This window comes from Burkholderia sp. MSMB1588, assembly GCF_001546925.1.
Lineage (GTDB): Bacteria > Pseudomonadota > Gammaproteobacteria > Burkholderiales > Burkholderiaceae > Burkholderia > Burkholderia humptydooensis.
In genome coordinates, this window is sequence record NZ_LNJS01000001.1 from 248,423 (window position 1) to 265,929 (window position 17,507).

Consider the following 17,507-nt stretch of genomic DNA (forward strand, 5'->3'; position numbering starts at 1 on the left):
GCGATTCGGCGCAGGCGGCCGCTTCGGGCGGCCCGGCCGGTTCGGCGACGTTCCGCGACGTTTGGCGGATCTTTTCGCAACGATCGGGGTTCGCGCGGGATCGTGGCTCGATCTTTTTTCCGGGGCGCGAAGGCGGTCCGGCGCACCTTCCGCGCGTTGAGCGATAGAATCGGTTCCGGCCGGCGCCGCGCCGCGGGCCCGACGACAACACAACGAGACCCCCCGATGAACGCACTGGAACACCAACTCGATTACCCGTTCGCCGACACGCTGCCCGAGCCGGGCGGCTTCGTCGAGGTCGCGCCGGGCGTGCGCTGGTTGCGCATGCCGCTGCCGTTCGCGCTCGATCACATCAATCTCTGGCTGCTGCGCGACGAGATCGACGGGCAGGCGGGCTGGACGATCGTCGACTGCGGGATCGCGTCGGCGCAGATCAAGGCGCATTGGGAGCGGATCTTCGATGCGCACCTGGACGGGCTGCCCGTGCTGCGCGTGATCGTCACGCACTGCCATCCGGATCATTTCGGACTCGCGAACTGGCTGTGCGAAGGCGGCGCGCGCGCGCGCTGGAACGTGCGGCTGTGGATGACGCTCGGCGAATACCTGTTCGGCTGCCTGATGGCGGCCGGCAACGGCTCGAACGCCGGCGGGCCTGCAGCCGCCGACCATTTCGCGCGGCACGGCCTCGCCGATCCGGCCGCGCTCGACAAGCTGCGCAACCGCAGCAGCTACTTCGCGGACCTCGTGCCCGCCGTGCCGCCGCGCTACCGGCGGCTGCGCGAAGGCGACGCGCTCGCGATTGGCGCTCGCGAATGGCGGGTCGTCACGGGCTACGGCCATTCGCCCGAACATTGCGCGCTCCACTGCGCGGCCGACGGCGTGCTGATCTCCGGCGACATGGTGCTGCCGCGCATCTCGACGAATGTGTCGGTGTTCGATCTCGAGCCGGAGGCGAACCCGCTCGCGCTGTATCTGGACTCGCTCGGCCGCTACGAAGCGATGGCGGAGGGCACGCTCGTGCTGCCGTCGCACGGCAAGCCGTTCCGCGGCGTGAGGACGCGCATCGCGCAGTTGCGCGCGCATCACGATGCGCGTCTGGCCGAAGTGCGCGCCGCCTGCCGCGAGCGGCCGATGAGCGCGGCCGATATCGTGCCGATCATGTTCAAGCGGGGCGGGCTCGACATTCATCAGATGACTTTCGCGCTCGGCGAGGCGATCGCGCACCTGAACCTGCTGTGGCTCGCAGGCGAGCTCGCGCGCGACGCGGGCGCGGACGGCGTGATCCGGTTCCGGCACGCGGGCTGACGCGGCGGGCGGCGCCGCGCCGCCATCGCTTTGCGGCGCGCACGAAGCGCACGAAGCGCAATGCGCAGCGGCGAGACCAGCCGGGGAAGGCTCAGTCGTTCACCTGGCGGCTCTGAATTCGTCGGAGGAGAGATGCGCGGAGCAGGGCAAGCGCCGCGCGATGCGGCCCGGCGCGTGTCGTTGCGCGCGGGCCGCAGCGGGGGCGTCGCAGCGTTACTGCACCGACACCGCGTCGAAATGCTGTCGCCCGAACGGGCTCACGCGATAGCCGGCGACGTTCGGCCGCGTGATCGCAGCGGCGGTCGGGTAGCCGAGCGGAATCCACAGCGCCTCGTCGTGGATGATCTTCTGCGCGGCTTCGTACAGCTTCGCGCGCTTCGCCTGGTCGGCGGTTTCCTTCGCGTCGGCGATCAGCTTGTCGAGCTTCGGATCGCAATAGCGCGCGAAGTTCAGGCCCGACTTCACCGAGTTGCAACTGAATTGCGGCGTGAGGATGTTGTCCGGATCGCCGTTGTCGCCGGCGAAGCCCATGAACAGCAGATCGTGCTGGCCGAGCTTCGCCTGCTTGATCAGCTCGCCCCATTCGATCACCCTCACATCCGCCTTCACGCCGATCTTCGCGAGGTCCGCCTGCAGCAGCTCCGCGCCTGCCTTCGGGTTCGGGTTCAGCACGCTGCCCGTCGGGCGCACCCAGATCGTCGTCGAAAAGCCGTTCGGGAAGCCCGCCGCGGCGAGCAATTGCTTCGCCTTCGCCGGATCGTGCGGATACGGCGCGATCGATTTCGCGTAGCTCCACGTGTTCGGCGGATACGGATTCGTCGCGGGCGTCGCGGTGTTGTCGAACACGACCTTCAGGTACGTCGCGCGATCGAATGCGAGATTGAGCGCCTCGCGAACCTTGTCGTTGTCGAGCGGCTTCTTCTGCGTGTTGAGCGCGACGAACGCGGTCATGAACGCGGGCGCCTCGACGACCTTCAGCGCGCGATCGGCCTTCGCCGCCGCGACGTCCTGCGGCTTCGGCGACAGCGCGATCTGGCATTCGCCCGCCTTCACCTTCTGCGCGCGCACCGACGGATCGGGCGTGATCGCGTAGATGAGGCGCTCGACCTTCGGTTTCGGCCCCCAGTACGTCGGGTTCGCCTCGTAGCGGATCACCGCGTCCTTCGTGTAGCTCTTCAGCACGAACGGCCCGGTGCCGACCGGCTTCGCGTTCAGATCCGTCTGCTTGCCGGCCTTCAGCAGTTGATCCGCGTACTCGGCCGAATAGATCGACGCGAAGCCCATCGTCAGGAGCGGCGCGAACGTCGCGTTCGGCTCGGTCAACTCGAACTTCACGGTCGAATCGTCGACCTTCGAGACCGCCTTCACGAGCTTCGTGAGCCCCATCGACTGCGCGTGCGGAAAGCCGCTCGCGCCGGCGACCTTGTGCCACGGATTCGCGTCGTCGAGCATCCGGCTGAACGTGAAGACGACGTCGTCGGCATCGAGCGCACGCGTCGGCTTGAAGTAGTCGGTCGTCTGGAACGCGACGTTCGGGCGCAGATGGAACGTGTACGTGAGGCCGTCGGCGCTGACGTCCCATTTATCCGCGAGCGCGGGCACCACTTTCTTCGTTGCTTCGTCGTACGACACGAGCGTGTTGAAGACGACGTCGGCGGACGCGTTCGTCGTGACGAGCGAGTTGTACTGGACGACGTCGAAGCCGTCCGGGCTCGACTCGGTGCAGACCGTCAGCGGTTTCGCGACGGCGACGGCGGATGCGGCGGCGACGAGCGCGGCAGCGGCGATGTGCGTGAAGCGCATGAGATCTCCCACGTGGCGTAATTCTGTCGACGGCGGGCGGCAACGCCGCAGCGGCCGCACGCCAGCGGGATAGCATACCGTCAATGGGCGCTCGACGTTAGCCGGCGTCGGCGCGCGTCGCGCCGCGGCGCCGGAACCGCCGCCGCAGCGGCGCACCGCCGCGGGCGAGCGGCGTTACGTCAGCTCGATCGCCAGCGCGGTCGCCTCGCCGCCGCCGATGCACAGGCTCGCGACGCCGCGCCGCGCGTCAGTGCGAGAGCGCCTCGGCGAGCGCGAAAATCCCGGCGTCGAGTGCCTGCATGTTCCGCTTGCCGATGCGGCGATACACGTCGTTCTGCGCGGCTTCCCAATCGACGCGGGCTGCCTTGTACAGCGCGGTGCCCTTCGGTGTGAGGCGCCAGAGGCGCACGCGCTGATCGTCGCCGGATTCGGCGCGCACGAGCTGATTCGATTGCAGCGTCGCGAGCGTGCGGCTCAGCGTGGTCTGGTCGAGCAGCAGGCGCGTCGCGAGCTCGCCCGTCGGCAGCGTGTCGCTGCCGTGCAGCGCCGCGAGTATCGTGAATTGCGTGATGCGGATGCCGTGTTTCGCGAGATGCGCGTCATAGAGCGACGTGATCGCGCGCGTGGCTTGGCGCAGCGTGCCGCAGTGGCACGGGAGTCTCATCGGAGCGTCGCTCATCGTGGGTCCTTCGGAATCGTTCGTCGATGGCGAACATTCTATGACGTACAAAATGCATATGCATGGTTTTGTGCCGAGCAGCCAATGCATTTCGGCGTAACATCTGGCCATGACGTATTGCTGGAGGGATCGATGCGTATGCATCGATTCAGCGGCGAGAGCCGCGCGAATCCGTGGTCTTGTTGGAGAGAATCGAGATGAAACTGGATGATGCTGTCGTATTGGTGACTGGCGCGAATCGCGGCCTGGGGCTCGCATTCGTCAACGGGCTGAAGGCCGCCGGCGCGAGGAAAATCTATGCGGCCGCGCGCGACCCGGCGCGCGTGACGACGCCCGGCGCGCAGCCGGTGCGCCTCGACGTCACGCGCGCGGACGACGTCGCCGCCGCCGCGCGCGACCTGCGCGACGTCAATCTGCTCGTCAACAACGCAGGCATTTTCCGGATGGGCTCGCTTCTCGCGGATGCGGACGGCGGCGGGCTGCAGGCGCAGCTCGACACGAATTTCTTCGGTCCGCTCGCGATGGCGCGCGCGTTCGCGCCGGTGCTGCGCGATAACGGCGGCGGCGCGATCGTCAACGTGCTGTCGGTGCTGTCGTGGCTAGGCTTGCCGGGCACGGGCGCATACGGCATTTCGAAGGCGGCCGCATGGGCCGCGACGAACGCGATCCGCAACGAGCTGCGCGAACAGGGCACGCGGGTTCTCGCGCTGCATTCCGCGTACATCGACACCGACATGGTCGCGCACGCGCAGGGCGTGCCGAAGAATCGCCCGGAGGACGTCGTCCGGCAGACGCTCGACGCGCTTGCGGCGGGCCGCGACGAAGTGCTCGTCGACGCGTTGACGCGCGACGTGAAGGCTGGGCTGTCGGCCGATCCGGCGGTCTACACGCAGCCGCCGGCGGGCGCGTGACGGCGCGGTGAGCGGCGCGCGCCGGTTGCGCTGGCGCTGCGGGATGGATGCATGAACGGCGCGGCGCGGATCGGCGCCGCCGCCCCGCTCAGCCCGCCTTCGCCCGAGGCTTGCGCGGCGCCTTCTCGAACAGGCGGTCATACAGCCAGCGCGGCATCACGTGCAGCAGCTTCGCGACGACGCCCATCTGCCACGGAATCACGCGAAACGCGGTCTTTTGCGAGATCGCGAGTGCCGCGCGCTTCGCGAAGCGGTCCGCGTCCATCAGGAACGGCATCGGATACGGGTTGTGCTCGGTCATCGGCGTGCGGATGTAGCCGGGCGCGATCGTCACGACCGCCACCTGCGCGGCCCGCAGCTCGACTCTGAGCGCCTCGAGATACTTGATCGCCGCTGCCTTCGACGCGCTGTACGCGCCCGAGCCCGGCAGCCCGCGCACGCCGGCGACGCTCGCGATGCCGACGAGCGTGCCGCGCCGCGCGGCCGTCATCGGCGCGATGAACGGCTCGAACGTCGCGATCATCCCGTAGTAGTTGACGTCCATGATCTCGCGGAACGCGGCGAGATCGCCTTCGCCCGTGATCGCGCCCTTGCTGATGCCGGCGTTCGCGATCACGACGTCGGGACACCCATGCGCGGCGACGAAGCGCGACGCGGCGAGCGCGAGCGCATCGGCGTCGCGCACGTCGGCCGGGTAGATCGAGATCGCGGCCTTGGGGAAGCGTTGCGCGAACTCGGCGAGCGCGTCGGCGCGCCGGGCGACGAGGCCGAGCGTCGCGCCGTGCCGCGCGTATTCGGCGGCGAGCGCGAGGCCGAGCCCGCTGGACGCGCCGGTGATGAAGACCTTGAGCGGAGGAGGGGCGTTCATGCCGGCGCGAGGGGGGGAGATTACAGCTTTTTGTCCTGCACTTGCTTGACGAGGAAATCGAGCACTTGCGCGGTGCCTTCGAGGCTGTTCGTGTACGCCGGGCCCGTCTTGTACTTGCCCTGGACGACGATCGTCGGCACGCCGTCGATGTTGTAGCTCTTCAGCAGCTCGGCCGACTGCTTCACCTGGCCCTGCACGCTGAACGAGTTGTACGCGTCGAGGAACTTCTTCTTGTCGACGCCCTGCGTCGCGAGGAAGTCGGCCTGCGCCTGCGGCGTCAGCAGGTAGTTCTTCTCCTTGTGGATCGCGTTGAACACGGCGGGCGTGACCTTCTCGGAGACGCCGAGCGCCGACAGCGCGTAGAACAGCTTCGAGTGCGGGACGAAATCGTCGCGGAACGCCACCGGCACGCGCTTGAACGCAATCTTGTCGCCCTCCTTCTTCACCCACGCCTCGACCGTCGGCTCGAACTCGTAGCAGTGCGGGCAGCCGTACCAGAAGAACTCGATCACCTCGACCTTGCCTGCGGGCGCCGACACCGGCTGCGGCGACTTCATCACTTCGAAGTCCTTGCCGGTGACGGGCGCGGACGGCGACGCCTGTGCGAAGCCCGCGACGAGGCTCAGGGACAGGAACAGCGAGCTAAGCAGTTTTTTCATGTTCGAACGTTCAATCGGTTGCGTGGGTAGCGAAGTCGGACGGCGCGGCTTACTGCTTCGTAAAGCGGATCACAGCGGTATCGACTCCCGCATCGGACAGCCGCTGGCGCGCGGAGTTCATGTCCTCGAATTTCGAGAACGGCCCGATCCGCACGCGGAAGTAGGTGACGCCGCTCACGTCGCGCTTGGACACCTTCGATTCGAAGCCCTGGAAGCCGAGGCGCGCGCGCTGCTGCTCGGCGTCCGCCTCAGTCTTGTACGCGCCCACCTGAAGGAAGTAGCCGGTGTTCGCGTCGGCGCCCGGCGTCGGCGCCGGCTTCGCGGCGGCCGTCGTCGCCGACGACGCGCCCTTCGGCGCCTGTGCGGCCTTGGGCGGCGTCGCCGCGCTCGCCTGCGCGTTGTTGTTCGCGACGTGCGGCGCCGAGCTGCCGTTCGCGGCCGTCTGCGGCTTCTTCGCGGGCGGCGGCGTGAGCTCGGCGGGCTTCGGCGCGACGGCGACGCCGTTGTCCGCGGCGTTGTTCGACGCGCTCGGCGAGCCGTTGACGTTGTTGTTCGACGACGGCACCTCGACGATCTGCGGCTCGGGCAGCAGCGGCGGCTGGCTCGGGTTCGCGGCCTGGCCGGGCGCCGTGTTGGGCGGCGCGGGCTGCGCGGCCTGCGGCGTCACCGGCTGGCCGGGCGTCTTGCCCTGCAGCGCGCGATTCGGATCGAACTGCTGCGGCTGGCTCGCGTTGTTGTCGGCGGGCGGCGCGACCTTCGAGACGAACGGCGACGGCGCGCGGGTGATGTAGAGCGCCACCACTACCGCGATGGCCAGGCCGACGATGAGACCCAGCACGATACCAAGAAATGTTCCTCCGGCTTGTTTCGATTGCTTCGACGTTCGGCGTGGTTTTGCCATTGCTTGAGTCACCTGCGAAAGATTTCGTGAAACAGCCGCGACGCGCTGCGCCGCGGCGCTTGGCCGACGGCCTCGGCGTTACATCTTGCTGGGCGCGGATACGCCGAGCATCGCGAGACCGTTTTCGAGCACCTGGCGCGTCGCCGCGAGGAGCGCGACGCGCGCGGTGCGCGGCGCTTCTTCGTCGACGAGAACGCGCTCCGCATTGTAGAACGAGTGAAACTCGCTCGCGAGCTCGCGCAGGTAGAACGCGACCGCATGCGGCGCCAGCTCGTTCGCCGCGTGCGCGAGCACGTCCGGATACTCGGCGAGCTTCTGCATCAGCGCCATCGACTGCTTGCTGTCGAGCGGCGACAGCTCGGCGCCCGGCAGCAGCGCGTCGGTCGCGCCGTAGCGCGATTTCCATTCGTTGAGCACCGAGCAGATCCGCGCGTGCGCGTACTGCACGTAGTAGACCGGGTTTTCGTCGTTCTGTTTCAGCGCGAGATCGATGTCGAACACGAATTCGGTGTCCGCCTTGCGGGAAATCAGGAAGAAGCGCACCGCGTCTCGGCCGCGCGTGATCGTCGCCTCGTCGAGCAGCTCGGGTGAGGCTTCCGAGCCCGGCGTCGCGCCGCCCGACCATTCGATCAGGTCGCGCACCGTCACGTAGCTGCCCGCGCGCTTCGAGATCTTCACTTCCTGGCCGTCGCGCATCACCGTGACCATCTTGTGCAGCACGTAGTCGGGGTAGCCCTTCGGAATCCCGACGTGCAGCCCCTGCAGGCCCGCGCGCACGCGCGCGATCGTGCCGTGGTGATCCGAGCCCTGGATGTTGATGACCTTCGTGAAGCCGCGCTCCCATTTCGTCACATGGTACGCGACGTCCGGCACGAAGTACGTGTACGTGCCGTCCGTCTTGCGCATCACGCGGTCCTTGTCGTCGCCTTCGTCGGTCGTGCGCAGCCACAGCGCGCCTTCCTGCTCGTAGGTCATGCCGGCCTCGATCAGCGCGTCCACCGTCTTCTCGACGCGGCCTTCCGTGTAGAGCGACGATTCCAGGTAGTACTGGTCGAACTTCACGCCGAACGCCTTCAGGTCCATGTCCTGCTCGCGGCGCAGGTAGGCGACCGCGAACTTGCGGATCGCCTCCAGATCCTCTGCGTCGCGCTTGCCCGTCACCGGCTCGCCGTCGCTCGCCGCGACGGTCTCGCCGTTCAGGTAGTCGCGCGCGATGTCGGCGATGTACTCGCCGTTGTACGCGGCTTCCGGCCAGCCGGCGTCGCCGGGCTTGAGGCCGCGCGCGCGCGCCTGCGTCGAGATCGCGAGATTGCCGATCTGCACGCCCGCGTCGTTGTAGTAGAACTCGCGGTGCACCGCGTAGCCCTGGCTCGCCAGCACGTTCGCGAGCGCGTCGCCGAGCGCGGCCTGCCGGCCGTGGCCGACGTGCAGCGGGCCCGTCGGGTTCGCGGACACGAATTCGAGCAGCACGCGCTTGCCGCGCTCGCGCTCGGACGCGCCGAACGCGCGGCCTTCGGCGAACACCGCGCCGATCACCGCCTGCTTCGATGCGGGCGTGAGGCGCAGGTTGATGAAGCCGGGGCCGGCGATCTCGGCCGCGTTGACGAGGCCCGCCGCCGCGGGCTGCGCGGTGAGCGCCGCGACGATCCGTTCGGCGAGCTGGCGCGGATTCGCGCCAAGCGGCTTCGCGAGCTGCAGCGCGACGTTGCACGCGACGTCGCCGTGCGCGGCGACCTTCGGGCGCTCGAGCGCGATCGCGGGGAGGACGAACGCGGCGTCGGCGTCGCCTTTCGACGCCTGGACGACCTGCTTCACGCTGTTTTCGAGCAGGGTTTCGAGAGTATGTTTTTGGGCAGGCAGCATGCTGGTCGAGGATATCGTTGGCGGCGGTCCAGCGTGACTGGGGCGCCGTCGCGCCGCAGGGCGCGCGTTTCAGGGATCGCTGAATTTTAACAGGTGCTAATATGCCGCTCAGGTGCTACGCGCCCCCGACGTTTGTTCAGCGCGCCGGCCGGGCGTCCGTCGCGGACGTACGGCGAGCACGACAAGATGAAAAGGGAATTGTCATGATTACGTTCAAAAGCAAGGCGGCACAGGATCTGGATGTGCTGAAGGATTTCGCGGTCTACGTGCTCGGCCTCGTCGGCAAGCAGCTCGGCGAGCGCGGCGTGATCACGTTCGATGAGCTCGACGGCGCGATCGCGAAGCTCGAAGACGCGGTCAACCAGGCGAAGCAGGCGCGGGCCGAGCACGCGGGCCACTTCCATGAAGACGAGCCCGACCATGCGCACCACGAAGTGCCGCCGAGCCTCGCGCAACGCGTCGCGCCGTTCCTCGTGATGCTGCGCGAGGCGAAGGCGCAGAACGCCGACATCCACTGGGGCTTCTGAGCACCGTTCGTCGGCCCTCCGGCCCCCGGAAAGCCCGCGTCGCGCGGGCTTTTTGCATGTTGGGGGCCGGGGTTGCGGGGCGGCCGGCGGCGCTTGCCGTCCGTCAGAGCAGCGGCGCGAGCGCGCGCTCCGCGTCCGCCTTCGACAGCGCCATCCGGCGCGCGAAATCCTCGAGCTGGTCCTGGCCGATCTTGCCGACCGAGAAGTACGTGCTGTCCGGATGCGCGAGATAGAAGCCCGACACGCTCGCGGCAGGCAGCATCGCGAGCGAATCGGTGATGCTCATCCCGATTTCGTCTGTATGAAGCGCTTCGAACATTGCGCGCTTCACGAGGTGATCGGGGCACGCCGGGTAGCCGGGCGCCGGGCGGACGCCTGCGTACTTCTCGGCGATCAGCGCGTCGTTGTCGAGCTGCTCCCCCGCCGCGTAGCCCCACAGCTCGCGGCGCACGCGCGCATGCATCGCTTCGGCGAACGCTTCCGCGAGCCGGTCGGCGAGCGCCTTCAGCATGATCGCGCTGTAGTCGTCGTGGTCGGCGAGGAACTGCTTTTCCTTCGCGTCGACGCCGATGCCGGCCGTCACCGCGAACATCCCGATGTAGTCGGCCACGCCCGAATCCTTCGGCGCGATGAAATCGGCGAGCGACCGGTTCGGCCGCATCGCGCCGTCCACCACCGGGCGCACGCTCTGCTGGCGCAGGTTGCGCCACGTGAGCAGCACTTCCGAGCGCGTATCGTCGGTGTAGATCTCGATGTCGTCGTCGCCGACCGTGTTCGCGGGCAACAGCGCGATCACGCCGTTCGCGGTCAGCCAGCGGCCCTGGATCAGGCGCGCGAGCATCGATTTCGCGTCGGAGAACACGCGGCGCGCCGATTCGCCGACGATCTCGTCGTTCAGGATCGCCGGATACGGGCCCGCGAGATCCCAGGTCTGGAAGAACGGGCCCCAGTCGATGTAGTTCGCGAGCTCGTTCAGGTCGTAGTTCCTGAACACGCGGCGGCCGATGAACTTCGGCTTGACGGGGGCGTAGTGCGCCCAGTCGATCTTCGTCTTGTTTGCGCGCGCCTCGTCGAGCGTGACGAGCGGCAGCGCCTTCTTGTTCGCATGCTGCGTGCGAATGCGCTCGTAATCGGACTTCAGCTCGTCGAGGTACTTCGCCGCGCCTTCGTCGGACAGCAGGCTCGATGCGACCGACACCGAGCGCGACGCGTCCGGCACGTAGACGACAGGCCCTTCGTAGTTCGGCGCGATCTTCACGGCGGTGTGCACGCGCGACGTGGTCGCGCCGCCGATCAAGAGCGGAATCTTCTTCACGCGGAAGTAGTCGTCACGCTGCATCTCGGAGGCGACGTAAGCCATCTCCTCGAGGCTCGGCGTGATGAGGCCCGACAGCCCGACGATGTCCGCGCCCTCGACCTTCGCCTTCGCGAGGATCTCGTTGCACGGCACCATCACGCCCATGTTGACCACTTCGAAGTTGTTGCACTGGAGCACGACCGACACGATGTTCTTGCCGATGTCGTGCACGTCGCCCTTCACGGTCGCGATCACGATCTTGCCCTTCGCGCGCACGTCGCCGCCCGCTTCCGCGAGCAGGCGCTTTTCTTCCTCGATGAACGGGATCAGGTGCGCGACCGCCTGCTTCATCACGCGCGCGGACTTCACGACCTGCGGCAGGAACATCTTGCCCTGGCCGAACAGGTCGCCGACGATGTTCATCCCGTCCATCAGCGGGCCTTCGATCACGTTGATCGGGCGGCCGCCCGCCGCGGCGATCTTCGCGCGCGCCTCCTCGGTGTCCTCGACGATGAAGTTCGTGATGCCGTGCACGAGCGCGTGCGCGAGACGCTTCTCGACCGGCTGGTTGCGCCATTCGAGGTTCTCTTCCTTCTTCGCGGCGCCCGTCTTGAACTTGTCGGCGATCTCGAGCAGGCGGTCGGTCGAATCCGCTCGGCGGTTCAGGATCACGTCCTCGACGCGCTCGCGCAGCTCCGGGTCGAGCTCCGCATACACGCCGAGCTGGCCCGCGTTGACGATGCCCATGTCCATCCCCGCCTGGATCGCGTGATAGAGGAACACGGTGTGGATCGCCTCGCGCACGGGATCGTTGCCGCGGAACGAGAACGACACGTTCGACACGCCGCCGCTCACCTTCGCGTGCGGCAGGTGCTGCTTGATCCAGCGGGTCGCCTCGATGAAGTCGACCGCGTAGTTGTTGTGCTCCTCGATGCCGGTCGCGACCGCGAAGATGTTCGGATCGAAGATGATGTCCTCGGGCGGGAACCCGACTTCGTTCACGAGCACGTCATACGAGCGCTTGCAGATGTCGGTCTTGCGCGCGAAGGTGTCCGCCTGGCCCTGCTCGTCGAACGCCATCACGACGCTCGCCGCGCCGTAGCGGCGAATCAGCTTCGCCTGGCGCACGAACGCAGCCTTGCCTTCCTTCAGCGAGATCGAGTTGACGATCGCCTTGCCCTGCACGCATTTCAGGCCCGCCTCGATCACGTCCCACTTCGACGAGTCGATCATGATCGGCACGCGCGCGATGTCCGGCTCCGACGCGATCAGGTTCAGAAAGCGCACCATCGCCGCCTTCGAATCGAGCATCGCCTCGTCCATGTTGATGTCGATCACCTGCGCGCCGTTCTCGACCTGCTGGCGCGCGACGGCGAGCGCCTCGTCGAACTGGCCATTGAGGATCATCCGCGCGAACGCCTTCGAGCCGGTGACGTTGGTGCGTTCGCCGACGTTGATGAAGAGCGTCCCGGACGTGACGTTGAACGGCTCGAGGCCGGCTAGGCGCATCGTATGGTCGGTCATGGCGGTGCGTGCGTATTCGGGTTGGCGGATTGGGGTGGGACGTGCGGCGTGCGTGGCGCGTCAGGCGGCTTCGCTGTACTGGCTCGGCCAGCGGCGCGGCTTGACCTCGGCGAGCGCCTTCGCGATCGCCGCGATGTGCTCGGGCGTGGTGCCGCAGCAGCCGCCCGCGACGTTCACGAGGCCCGCCTGCGCGAATTCCTTCAGGAGGCCCGACGTGACGTCGGGCGTTTCGTCGAAGCCGGTGTCGCTCATCGGGTTCGGCAGGCCCGCGTTCGGGTAGCACGACACGTAGGTGTCGCACAGCTTCGAGAGTTCGGCGATGTACGGGCGCATCAGCGCCGCGCCGAGCGCGCAGTTCAGGCCGAACGTGAGCGGCTTCGCGTGGCGCAGCGAATTCCAGAACGCCTCGACCGTCTGGCCGGACAGGATGCGGCCGGACGCGTCGGTGACGGTGCCCGAGATCATGATCGGCAGCCGTTCGCCGGTGTCGTCGAACAGTTGGTCGAGCGCGAAGAGGGCGGCCTTCGCGTTCAGCGTGTCGAAGATCGTCTCGACGAGGAACAGGTCGACGCCGCCGTCGAGCAGCGCCTTCGCCTGCGCGTAGTACGCGTCGCGCAGCTCGTCGAACGTGACGTTGCGCGCGCCCGGATCGTTGACGTCGGGCGAGATGCTCGCCGTCTTCGGCGTCGGCCCGATCGCGCCCGCGACGAAGCGGGGTTTCTCCGGCGTCGCGTATTTGGCGGCCGATTCGCGCGCGAGCCTGGCCGACGCGACGTTCATCTCGGCGGCGAGCGCTTCCATCCCGTAGTCGGCCTGCGCGACGGCCGTCGCGCCGAACGTGTTCGTCTCGACGATGTCGGCGCCTGCGGCGAAGTACTGGTCGTGGATCTCGCGGATGATCTGCGGCTGCGTGATCGACAGCAGCTCGTTATTGCCTTTCACGTCGCGCGAAAAATCCTTGAAGCGCTCGCCGCGATACGCGGCCTCGTCGAGCTTGTAGCGCTGGATCATCGTGCCCATCGCGCCGTCGAGGATCAGGATGCGCTGCCGGAGCAACTGCGGCAGCGCCGCGCCGCGCGTGTACGGCGCGGCGAGGGCGGCGGATGGGGCGGAAGACGCGGTCGGCTTGGGCTCGGACATGGCGGATTACCGGCGAATCGGAAAGCCGTCATTGTAGCCGCTGCTTCCGTCGCCCGTGAGGCGGCCGCGCGTGGACAAACAAAGCCCCCGCGCGGCGGCCGGGCGGGGGCGGATTGGAGTGCGCCGGATCGCGTCGGGCGGCGGCGCTGTCGCGGACCCGCGGGTCCGGCAGGCGGCCGCGCTGGCGCGACGTCAGTGGAGAACGACGGGTTGCGTCATCAGGCTGTCGAACTGCCCGAGGAATTCATCGACTTCGTCGAGCGTCGGCTCGGCCTTGATCAACTGCTTCACGTGCTCGCGAAAGCGCGCGGCGAGTTCGCCGTCGATGAAGATTTCGCGTTGCGCGTTCTTGTCGACGATTTCGTAGCCACCCGAGTTCATCGCGTGGTGGCCGTCTTGCGGCGGAAATTCGACGACGCAGTAGTTGGGGCTGTTGTAGATCATTTGCATGGCGGCACTCCTCTTTGCTGTGGCTTTCGGCCGTGTTGCCCCGTAAGTGGGGCGGACCGAGCCGGTTTCAAGGGGTTGGCGCTGCACGCCGGTCGCATCTCCGGGGCGTATCGGTTGGATGCCGATGACCTTAAAACGTTTCCGATTCTCCTCCGGTGGACGAAAGTTGGTGTCAAAGATTGTCAAGGTTGTTGCCGCTCGTGAACGGCGGGCGGACTGGCCGGCGCGCCCGCGGTCGAATTTACCGATTCGTCTGCGTTGCGCGGCGCGCCGGACGCGGGCGTCGGCGCGGACGCCGCGCCGGAGTCGCCGTTCGCATCCGCGCTTGCGCGTTCGCCCGCCGCGTCGCTCGCGCTCGCGCGCTGGCGCAGCAGCAGCTCGATCTGCGCGCCGCTCGGTTCCGTCTGAACCATCCGCACGGGCAGCCAGCCGAGCGACGGCGCGAGCCAGATGTCGATGCGGCGCGTATCGCCCGCGCGGCGCGGCAGTCGCATGAAATGTCTAGCATCGAGCGAGCCCGCGCTCGTCGAGATCGTTTCGTCGCCGATCGTCGTGATCGGCCATGTCTCGCCGCTGTCGCGATCGACGACGAAGAACTCGCGCGTGACGCCCGGACGATACGCATCGGGATCGCCGCCGACGAGGCCCGCGAGCTGCATCAGCATGCTGAAGCGGTCCTGCGCGCCGTCGGGCAGCGCGAGCGAATTCGGCGTGCCGGTGAACACGATTTGCTTCGTCTCGCGATTGAAGATCGCGAAGTCGGACGGCCGCCTGCCGCGCGTCTCGACGTAGCGTGCCGGCGCGATGCCGAACGCGTCGACGCGGCCGCGGCTTTCGTAGGTGTACGGGCCGACGAACGGCACGGGCATCGATACGTACAACGAATAGCCGCTGCCGTCGGTGCGCCAGTGGATCGTGCCCGGCATGTTTTGCATGCCGTTATAGAACGTGTCGTATTGCAGGTCGGCGGATGGCGGCAGCGCGAACTTGACGCCCTTCGTTGCTTCGCCGGGTGGCGCGGCTGCGCCCGACGCGCCGGCCGCTGCGCTACTTGCCGCGCTGCCCGTTGCGTCGCTCGCCGCCGCGCCCGCCGGCTCGGCCGCGGAAGCGGTGGCGGAAGCGGCGGCGGGAGATTCGTCGGGAGATTCGACGGCGCTCGATACGGGCGCCGAAGCACGCGGCGCACGGGCGCGCGGCGCGGGAGCGGGCGCAGGCGCCGCGCGCTTCGGCGCGGCCCGCGGCCCGTCGGCGGCGGGCTTCTCGGGCGCGCTCGCGCGCTCGATCGGCTGCGGCTTCAGCAATTCGACCTGAACCGGCACGTTATCGGGCTCGACGGGCTTGAACGGCTCGCGAAACCGCACGAGCCACAGCGCGGCGAGCCAGTGCAGCGCGAGCACGAGCGCGAGAACGAACGCCGCGCGCCGCACGCGGCGCGGATTCGGTGAAACGATGGACGACGAAGGCATCAGGGGCGGGCGAGCCTCTCGAACAGCGACGAAACGGGAAACGGGGCGCGCGACTCGCGTGCTCCGGGATGCGGCGGCGCCCGTCAGGCGTCGCGCGCCCCTTCACTATACCCAAGCTCGTACGACAGCTTTTGCGCGCAGGCGCGCAGCGCGACGTCGACCTCGCCGCCCCAGCGGATGTCGAATGCGCCTTCGTGGCCGAGCGCGATGATCGCGAGCGCGAGATCGCCGACCGCGTCGAACACCGGCATCCCGAATGCGTTGATCGTCGGCAGCAGCATGCCTTCGACGCGCGCCGCGCGATGCGCGCGCACGTCGGCGAGCGCCGCGTCGACTTCGGCGGGCGTGCGCGGGCCCGTGTAGTGCGCCGCGCGCCGCGTGTCGGCGAGCTCGCGCGCGATCATCGCGGCCGTCTTGCTGCGCGGCAGATACGCGGCGAACACGAGGCCCGTCGCCGAGCCGAGGAGCGGCATCACGTCGCCGAGCTTGAGCGACGCCTTCGCCGGATGGCTCGACTCCATCCAGTGGACGATCGTCGGCCCCTGGTTGCCCCATACCGCGATGCCGACTGTCTGGTCGAGCTGATCGCGCAGCGCGGTGAGCGCGATCCGCGCGAGCTTCACGCCGTCGACGCGCGCGAGGCGCGCCAAGCCCATCTGCAGCGCGAAGCCGCCGAGTTCGTAGCGGCCCGACACCGGGTCCTGCGACACGAGCCCGAGCCGCTGGAAACTGACGAGGTAGCGGTGCGCCTTCGCCGGGCTCATTGCCGCGCGCTGCGCGAGGTCGCGCAGCATCATCGCGCGCGGCTCGCTCGTCAGCACGTCGAGGAGGCGAAAGCCGACTTCGATCGACTGGATGCCCGAGCGGACCTTTTCCTCGGCGGAGTCGTGGTCGTCGGGGAGATCGTCGTCGGGGGCGTCGGTTGCGTTCGAGGCGGACTTGTTCACGGCGTTGCGGGAGAAAGGGAGGTGGAGCCCCGCGCGGCTCGCAGCGCGTGCCGCCGCGCGGATTCGCCATCGTAAAATAGATTCCTTCCATCGTCACTACAACGGCTCACTTCCTTATGAAACTTGCTTCGCTCAAGGACGGCACGCGCGACGGCCAGTTGATCGTCGTATCCCGCGACCTGCACACGGCGGCGATCGCCGACGCGATCGCGCCGACGCTGCAGCGCGTGCTGGACGACTGGGCGTTCTACGCGCCGCAACTGCGCGACCTGTACGACGCGCTGAATCACGGCCGCGCGCGCAACGCGTTCGCGTTCGAGCCGGCCGACTGCATGGCGCCGCTGCCGCGCGCGTTCCAATGGGCGGACGGCTCCGCGTACGTGAACCACGTCGAGCTCGTGCGCCGCGCGCGCGGCGCCGAGATGCCGCCGGAATTCTGGACCGATCCGCTGATGTACCAGGGCGGCAGCGACGATTTCCTCGGGCCGCGCGACGACATCGTCTGCGCGTCGGAGGCGTGGGGCATCGATTTCGAGGCGGAGGTCGCGGTGATCACGGCCGACGTGCCGATGGGCGCCGCGCCCGACGAAGCGCTGAAGGCGGTGCGGCTCGTCACGCTCGTGAACGACGTGTCGCTGCGCAACCTGATTCCCGCCGAGCTCGCGAAGGGCTTCGGCTTCTTCCAGAGCAAGCCGGCGAGCGCGTTCGCGCCGGTGGCCGTGACGCCCGACGAGCTCGGCGAGCACTGGCGCGACGGCCGCCTGCATCGCCCGATGCTCGTCCACTGGAACGGCAGGAAGGTCGGCCAGCCGGATGCGGGCGTCGACATGGTGTTCCACTTCGGTCAACTGATCGCGCACGCGGCGAAGACGCGCAACGTGCGCGCGGGCTCGATCGTCGGTTCGGGCACGGTGTCGAACAAGGATGCGAAGCGCGGCTACTGCTGCATCGCCGAGAAGCGCTGCCTCGAGACGATCGAGCACGGCGCGCCGCAGACCGAGTTCATGCGCTACGGCGACAGGGTGAAGATCGAGATGGTCGACGAGGCCGGGAAGTCGATCTTCGGCGCGATCGAGCAGGCGGTGGCGCCGGTGGACGCCGCCGCGTGACCGGGCCGCAGCGGTCGCGCAGTCCGCTCAGGCCGCGCAGGCAGGTATCGCCGCCGCG

15 protein-coding genes are annotated in these 17,507 nt (G+C 68.2%); 4 read left to right on the forward strand and 11 right to left on the reverse strand.

The window, feature by feature from the left end:
• Nucleotides 1–225 precede the first annotated feature (225 nt).
• The gene (locus tag WS92_RS12920; RefSeq protein WP_059930457.1) at nucleotides 226–1,305 is read left to right on the forward strand and encodes an MBL fold metallo-hydrolase; all 1,080 of its coding nucleotides are present in this window, start codon (nucleotides 226–228) and stop codon (nucleotides 1,303–1,305) included.
• Nucleotides 1,306–1,518: 213 nt separating this feature from the next.
• Here WS92_RS12920 and WS92_RS12925 read toward each other — a convergent pair whose 3' ends face one another.
• Both WS92_RS12925 and WS92_RS12930 read right to left on the reverse strand, forming a co-directional pair.
• Entirely contained in the window at nucleotides 1,519–3,108 is a 1,590-nt protein-coding gene (locus WS92_RS12925; RefSeq protein WP_006024343.1) for an ABC transporter substrate-binding protein, read from the reverse strand.
• Nucleotides 3,109–3,355: 247 nt separating this feature from the next.
• Nucleotides 3,356–3,772, reverse strand: a complete 417-nt coding sequence (locus tag WS92_RS12930; protein WP_015600951.1) for a MarR family winged helix-turn-helix transcriptional regulator — start codon at nucleotides 3,770–3,772, stop codon at nucleotides 3,356–3,358.
• Nucleotides 3,773–3,984: 212 nt separating this feature from the next.
• On the opposite strand from WS92_RS12930, the gene WS92_RS12935 reads away from it, so the two are divergent.
• Nucleotides 3,985–4,698: an SDR family oxidoreductase gene (locus tag WS92_RS12935; RefSeq protein WP_043281960.1), complete on the forward strand. Its 714-nt coding sequence runs from the start codon at nucleotides 3,985–3,987 to the stop codon at nucleotides 4,696–4,698.
• 88 nt (nucleotides 4,699–4,786) lie between these two features.
• Here the strand turns inward: WS92_RS12935 and WS92_RS12940 are convergent, their stop codons facing one another.
• From WS92_RS12940 to argS, 4 genes are all read right to left on the reverse strand, one after another.
• Nucleotides 4,787–5,566 (reverse strand): SDR family oxidoreductase, encoded by a 780-nt coding sequence (locus tag WS92_RS12940; protein ID WP_006024347.1) that lies wholly within the window; start codon nucleotides 5,564–5,566, stop codon nucleotides 4,787–4,789.
• 20 nt (nucleotides 5,567–5,586) lie between these two features.
• Nucleotides 5,587–6,225, reverse strand: a complete 639-nt coding sequence (gene dsbA, locus WS92_RS12945; protein ID WP_006024348.1) for a thiol:disulfide interchange protein DsbA — start codon at nucleotides 6,223–6,225, stop codon at nucleotides 5,587–5,589.
• Between the two features lie 49 nt (nucleotides 6,226–6,274).
• Nucleotides 6,275–7,126 carry an SPOR domain-containing protein gene (locus tag WS92_RS12950; protein WP_061083857.1) on the reverse strand — a complete coding sequence of 284 codons (852 nt, stop codon included), beginning with the start codon at nucleotides 7,124–7,126 and terminating at the stop codon, nucleotides 6,275–6,277.
• Nucleotides 7,127–7,204: 78 nt separating this feature from the next.
• Nucleotides 7,205–8,989: an arginine--tRNA ligase gene (gene argS, locus WS92_RS12955; protein WP_059932703.1), complete on the reverse strand. Its 1,785-nt coding sequence runs from the start codon at nucleotides 8,987–8,989 to the stop codon at nucleotides 7,205–7,207.
• A gap of 203 nt (nucleotides 8,990–9,192) precedes the next feature.
• On the opposite strand from argS, the gene WS92_RS12960 reads away from it, so the two are divergent.
• Nucleotides 9,193–9,516: a DUF1840 domain-containing protein gene (locus tag WS92_RS12960; protein WP_006024351.1), complete on the forward strand. Its 324-nt coding sequence runs from the start codon at nucleotides 9,193–9,195 to the stop codon at nucleotides 9,514–9,516.
• 103 nt (nucleotides 9,517–9,619) lie between these two features.
• Here the strand turns inward: WS92_RS12960 and metH are convergent, their stop codons facing one another.
• The 5 genes from metH to WS92_RS12985 form a co-directional block, all read right to left on the reverse strand.
• Nucleotides 9,620–12,337: a methionine synthase gene (gene metH / locus WS92_RS12965; protein WP_059932701.1), complete on the reverse strand. Its 2,718-nt coding sequence runs from the start codon at nucleotides 12,335–12,337 to the stop codon at nucleotides 9,620–9,622.
• 60 nt (nucleotides 12,338–12,397) lie between these two features.
• Nucleotides 12,398–13,477 carry a homocysteine S-methyltransferase family protein gene (locus tag WS92_RS12970; protein ID WP_006024353.1) on the reverse strand — a complete coding sequence of 360 codons (1,080 nt, stop codon included), beginning with the start codon at nucleotides 13,475–13,477 and terminating at the stop codon, nucleotides 12,398–12,400.
• 192 nt (nucleotides 13,478–13,669) lie between these two features.
• A complete protein-coding gene (locus tag WS92_RS12975) occupies nucleotides 13,670–13,927 on the reverse strand; it encodes a BTH_I0359 family protein (RefSeq protein WP_006024354.1) in 258 nt (85 codons plus the stop codon).
• Between the two features lie 182 nt (nucleotides 13,928–14,109).
• Nucleotides 14,110–15,393: a DUF3108 domain-containing protein gene (locus tag WS92_RS12980; protein ID WP_059932699.1), complete on the reverse strand. Its 1,284-nt coding sequence runs from the start codon at nucleotides 15,391–15,393 to the stop codon at nucleotides 14,110–14,112.
• Nucleotides 15,394–15,476: 83 nt separating this feature from the next.
• Nucleotides 15,477–16,340, reverse strand: coding sequence for an IclR family transcriptional regulator (locus WS92_RS12985; protein WP_015601048.1), 864 nt, complete (start codon nucleotides 16,338–16,340; stop codon nucleotides 15,477–15,479).
• A gap of 116 nt (nucleotides 16,341–16,456) precedes the next feature.
• Here WS92_RS12985 and WS92_RS12990 point away from each other — a divergent pair, with 116 nt between their 5' ends.
• The gene (locus WS92_RS12990) at nucleotides 16,457–17,449 is read left to right on the forward strand and encodes a fumarylacetoacetate hydrolase family protein (protein ID WP_006024358.1); all 993 of its coding nucleotides are present in this window, start codon (nucleotides 16,457–16,459) and stop codon (nucleotides 17,447–17,449) included.
• The last annotated feature ends 58 nt before the right edge of the window (nucleotides 17,450–17,507 follow it).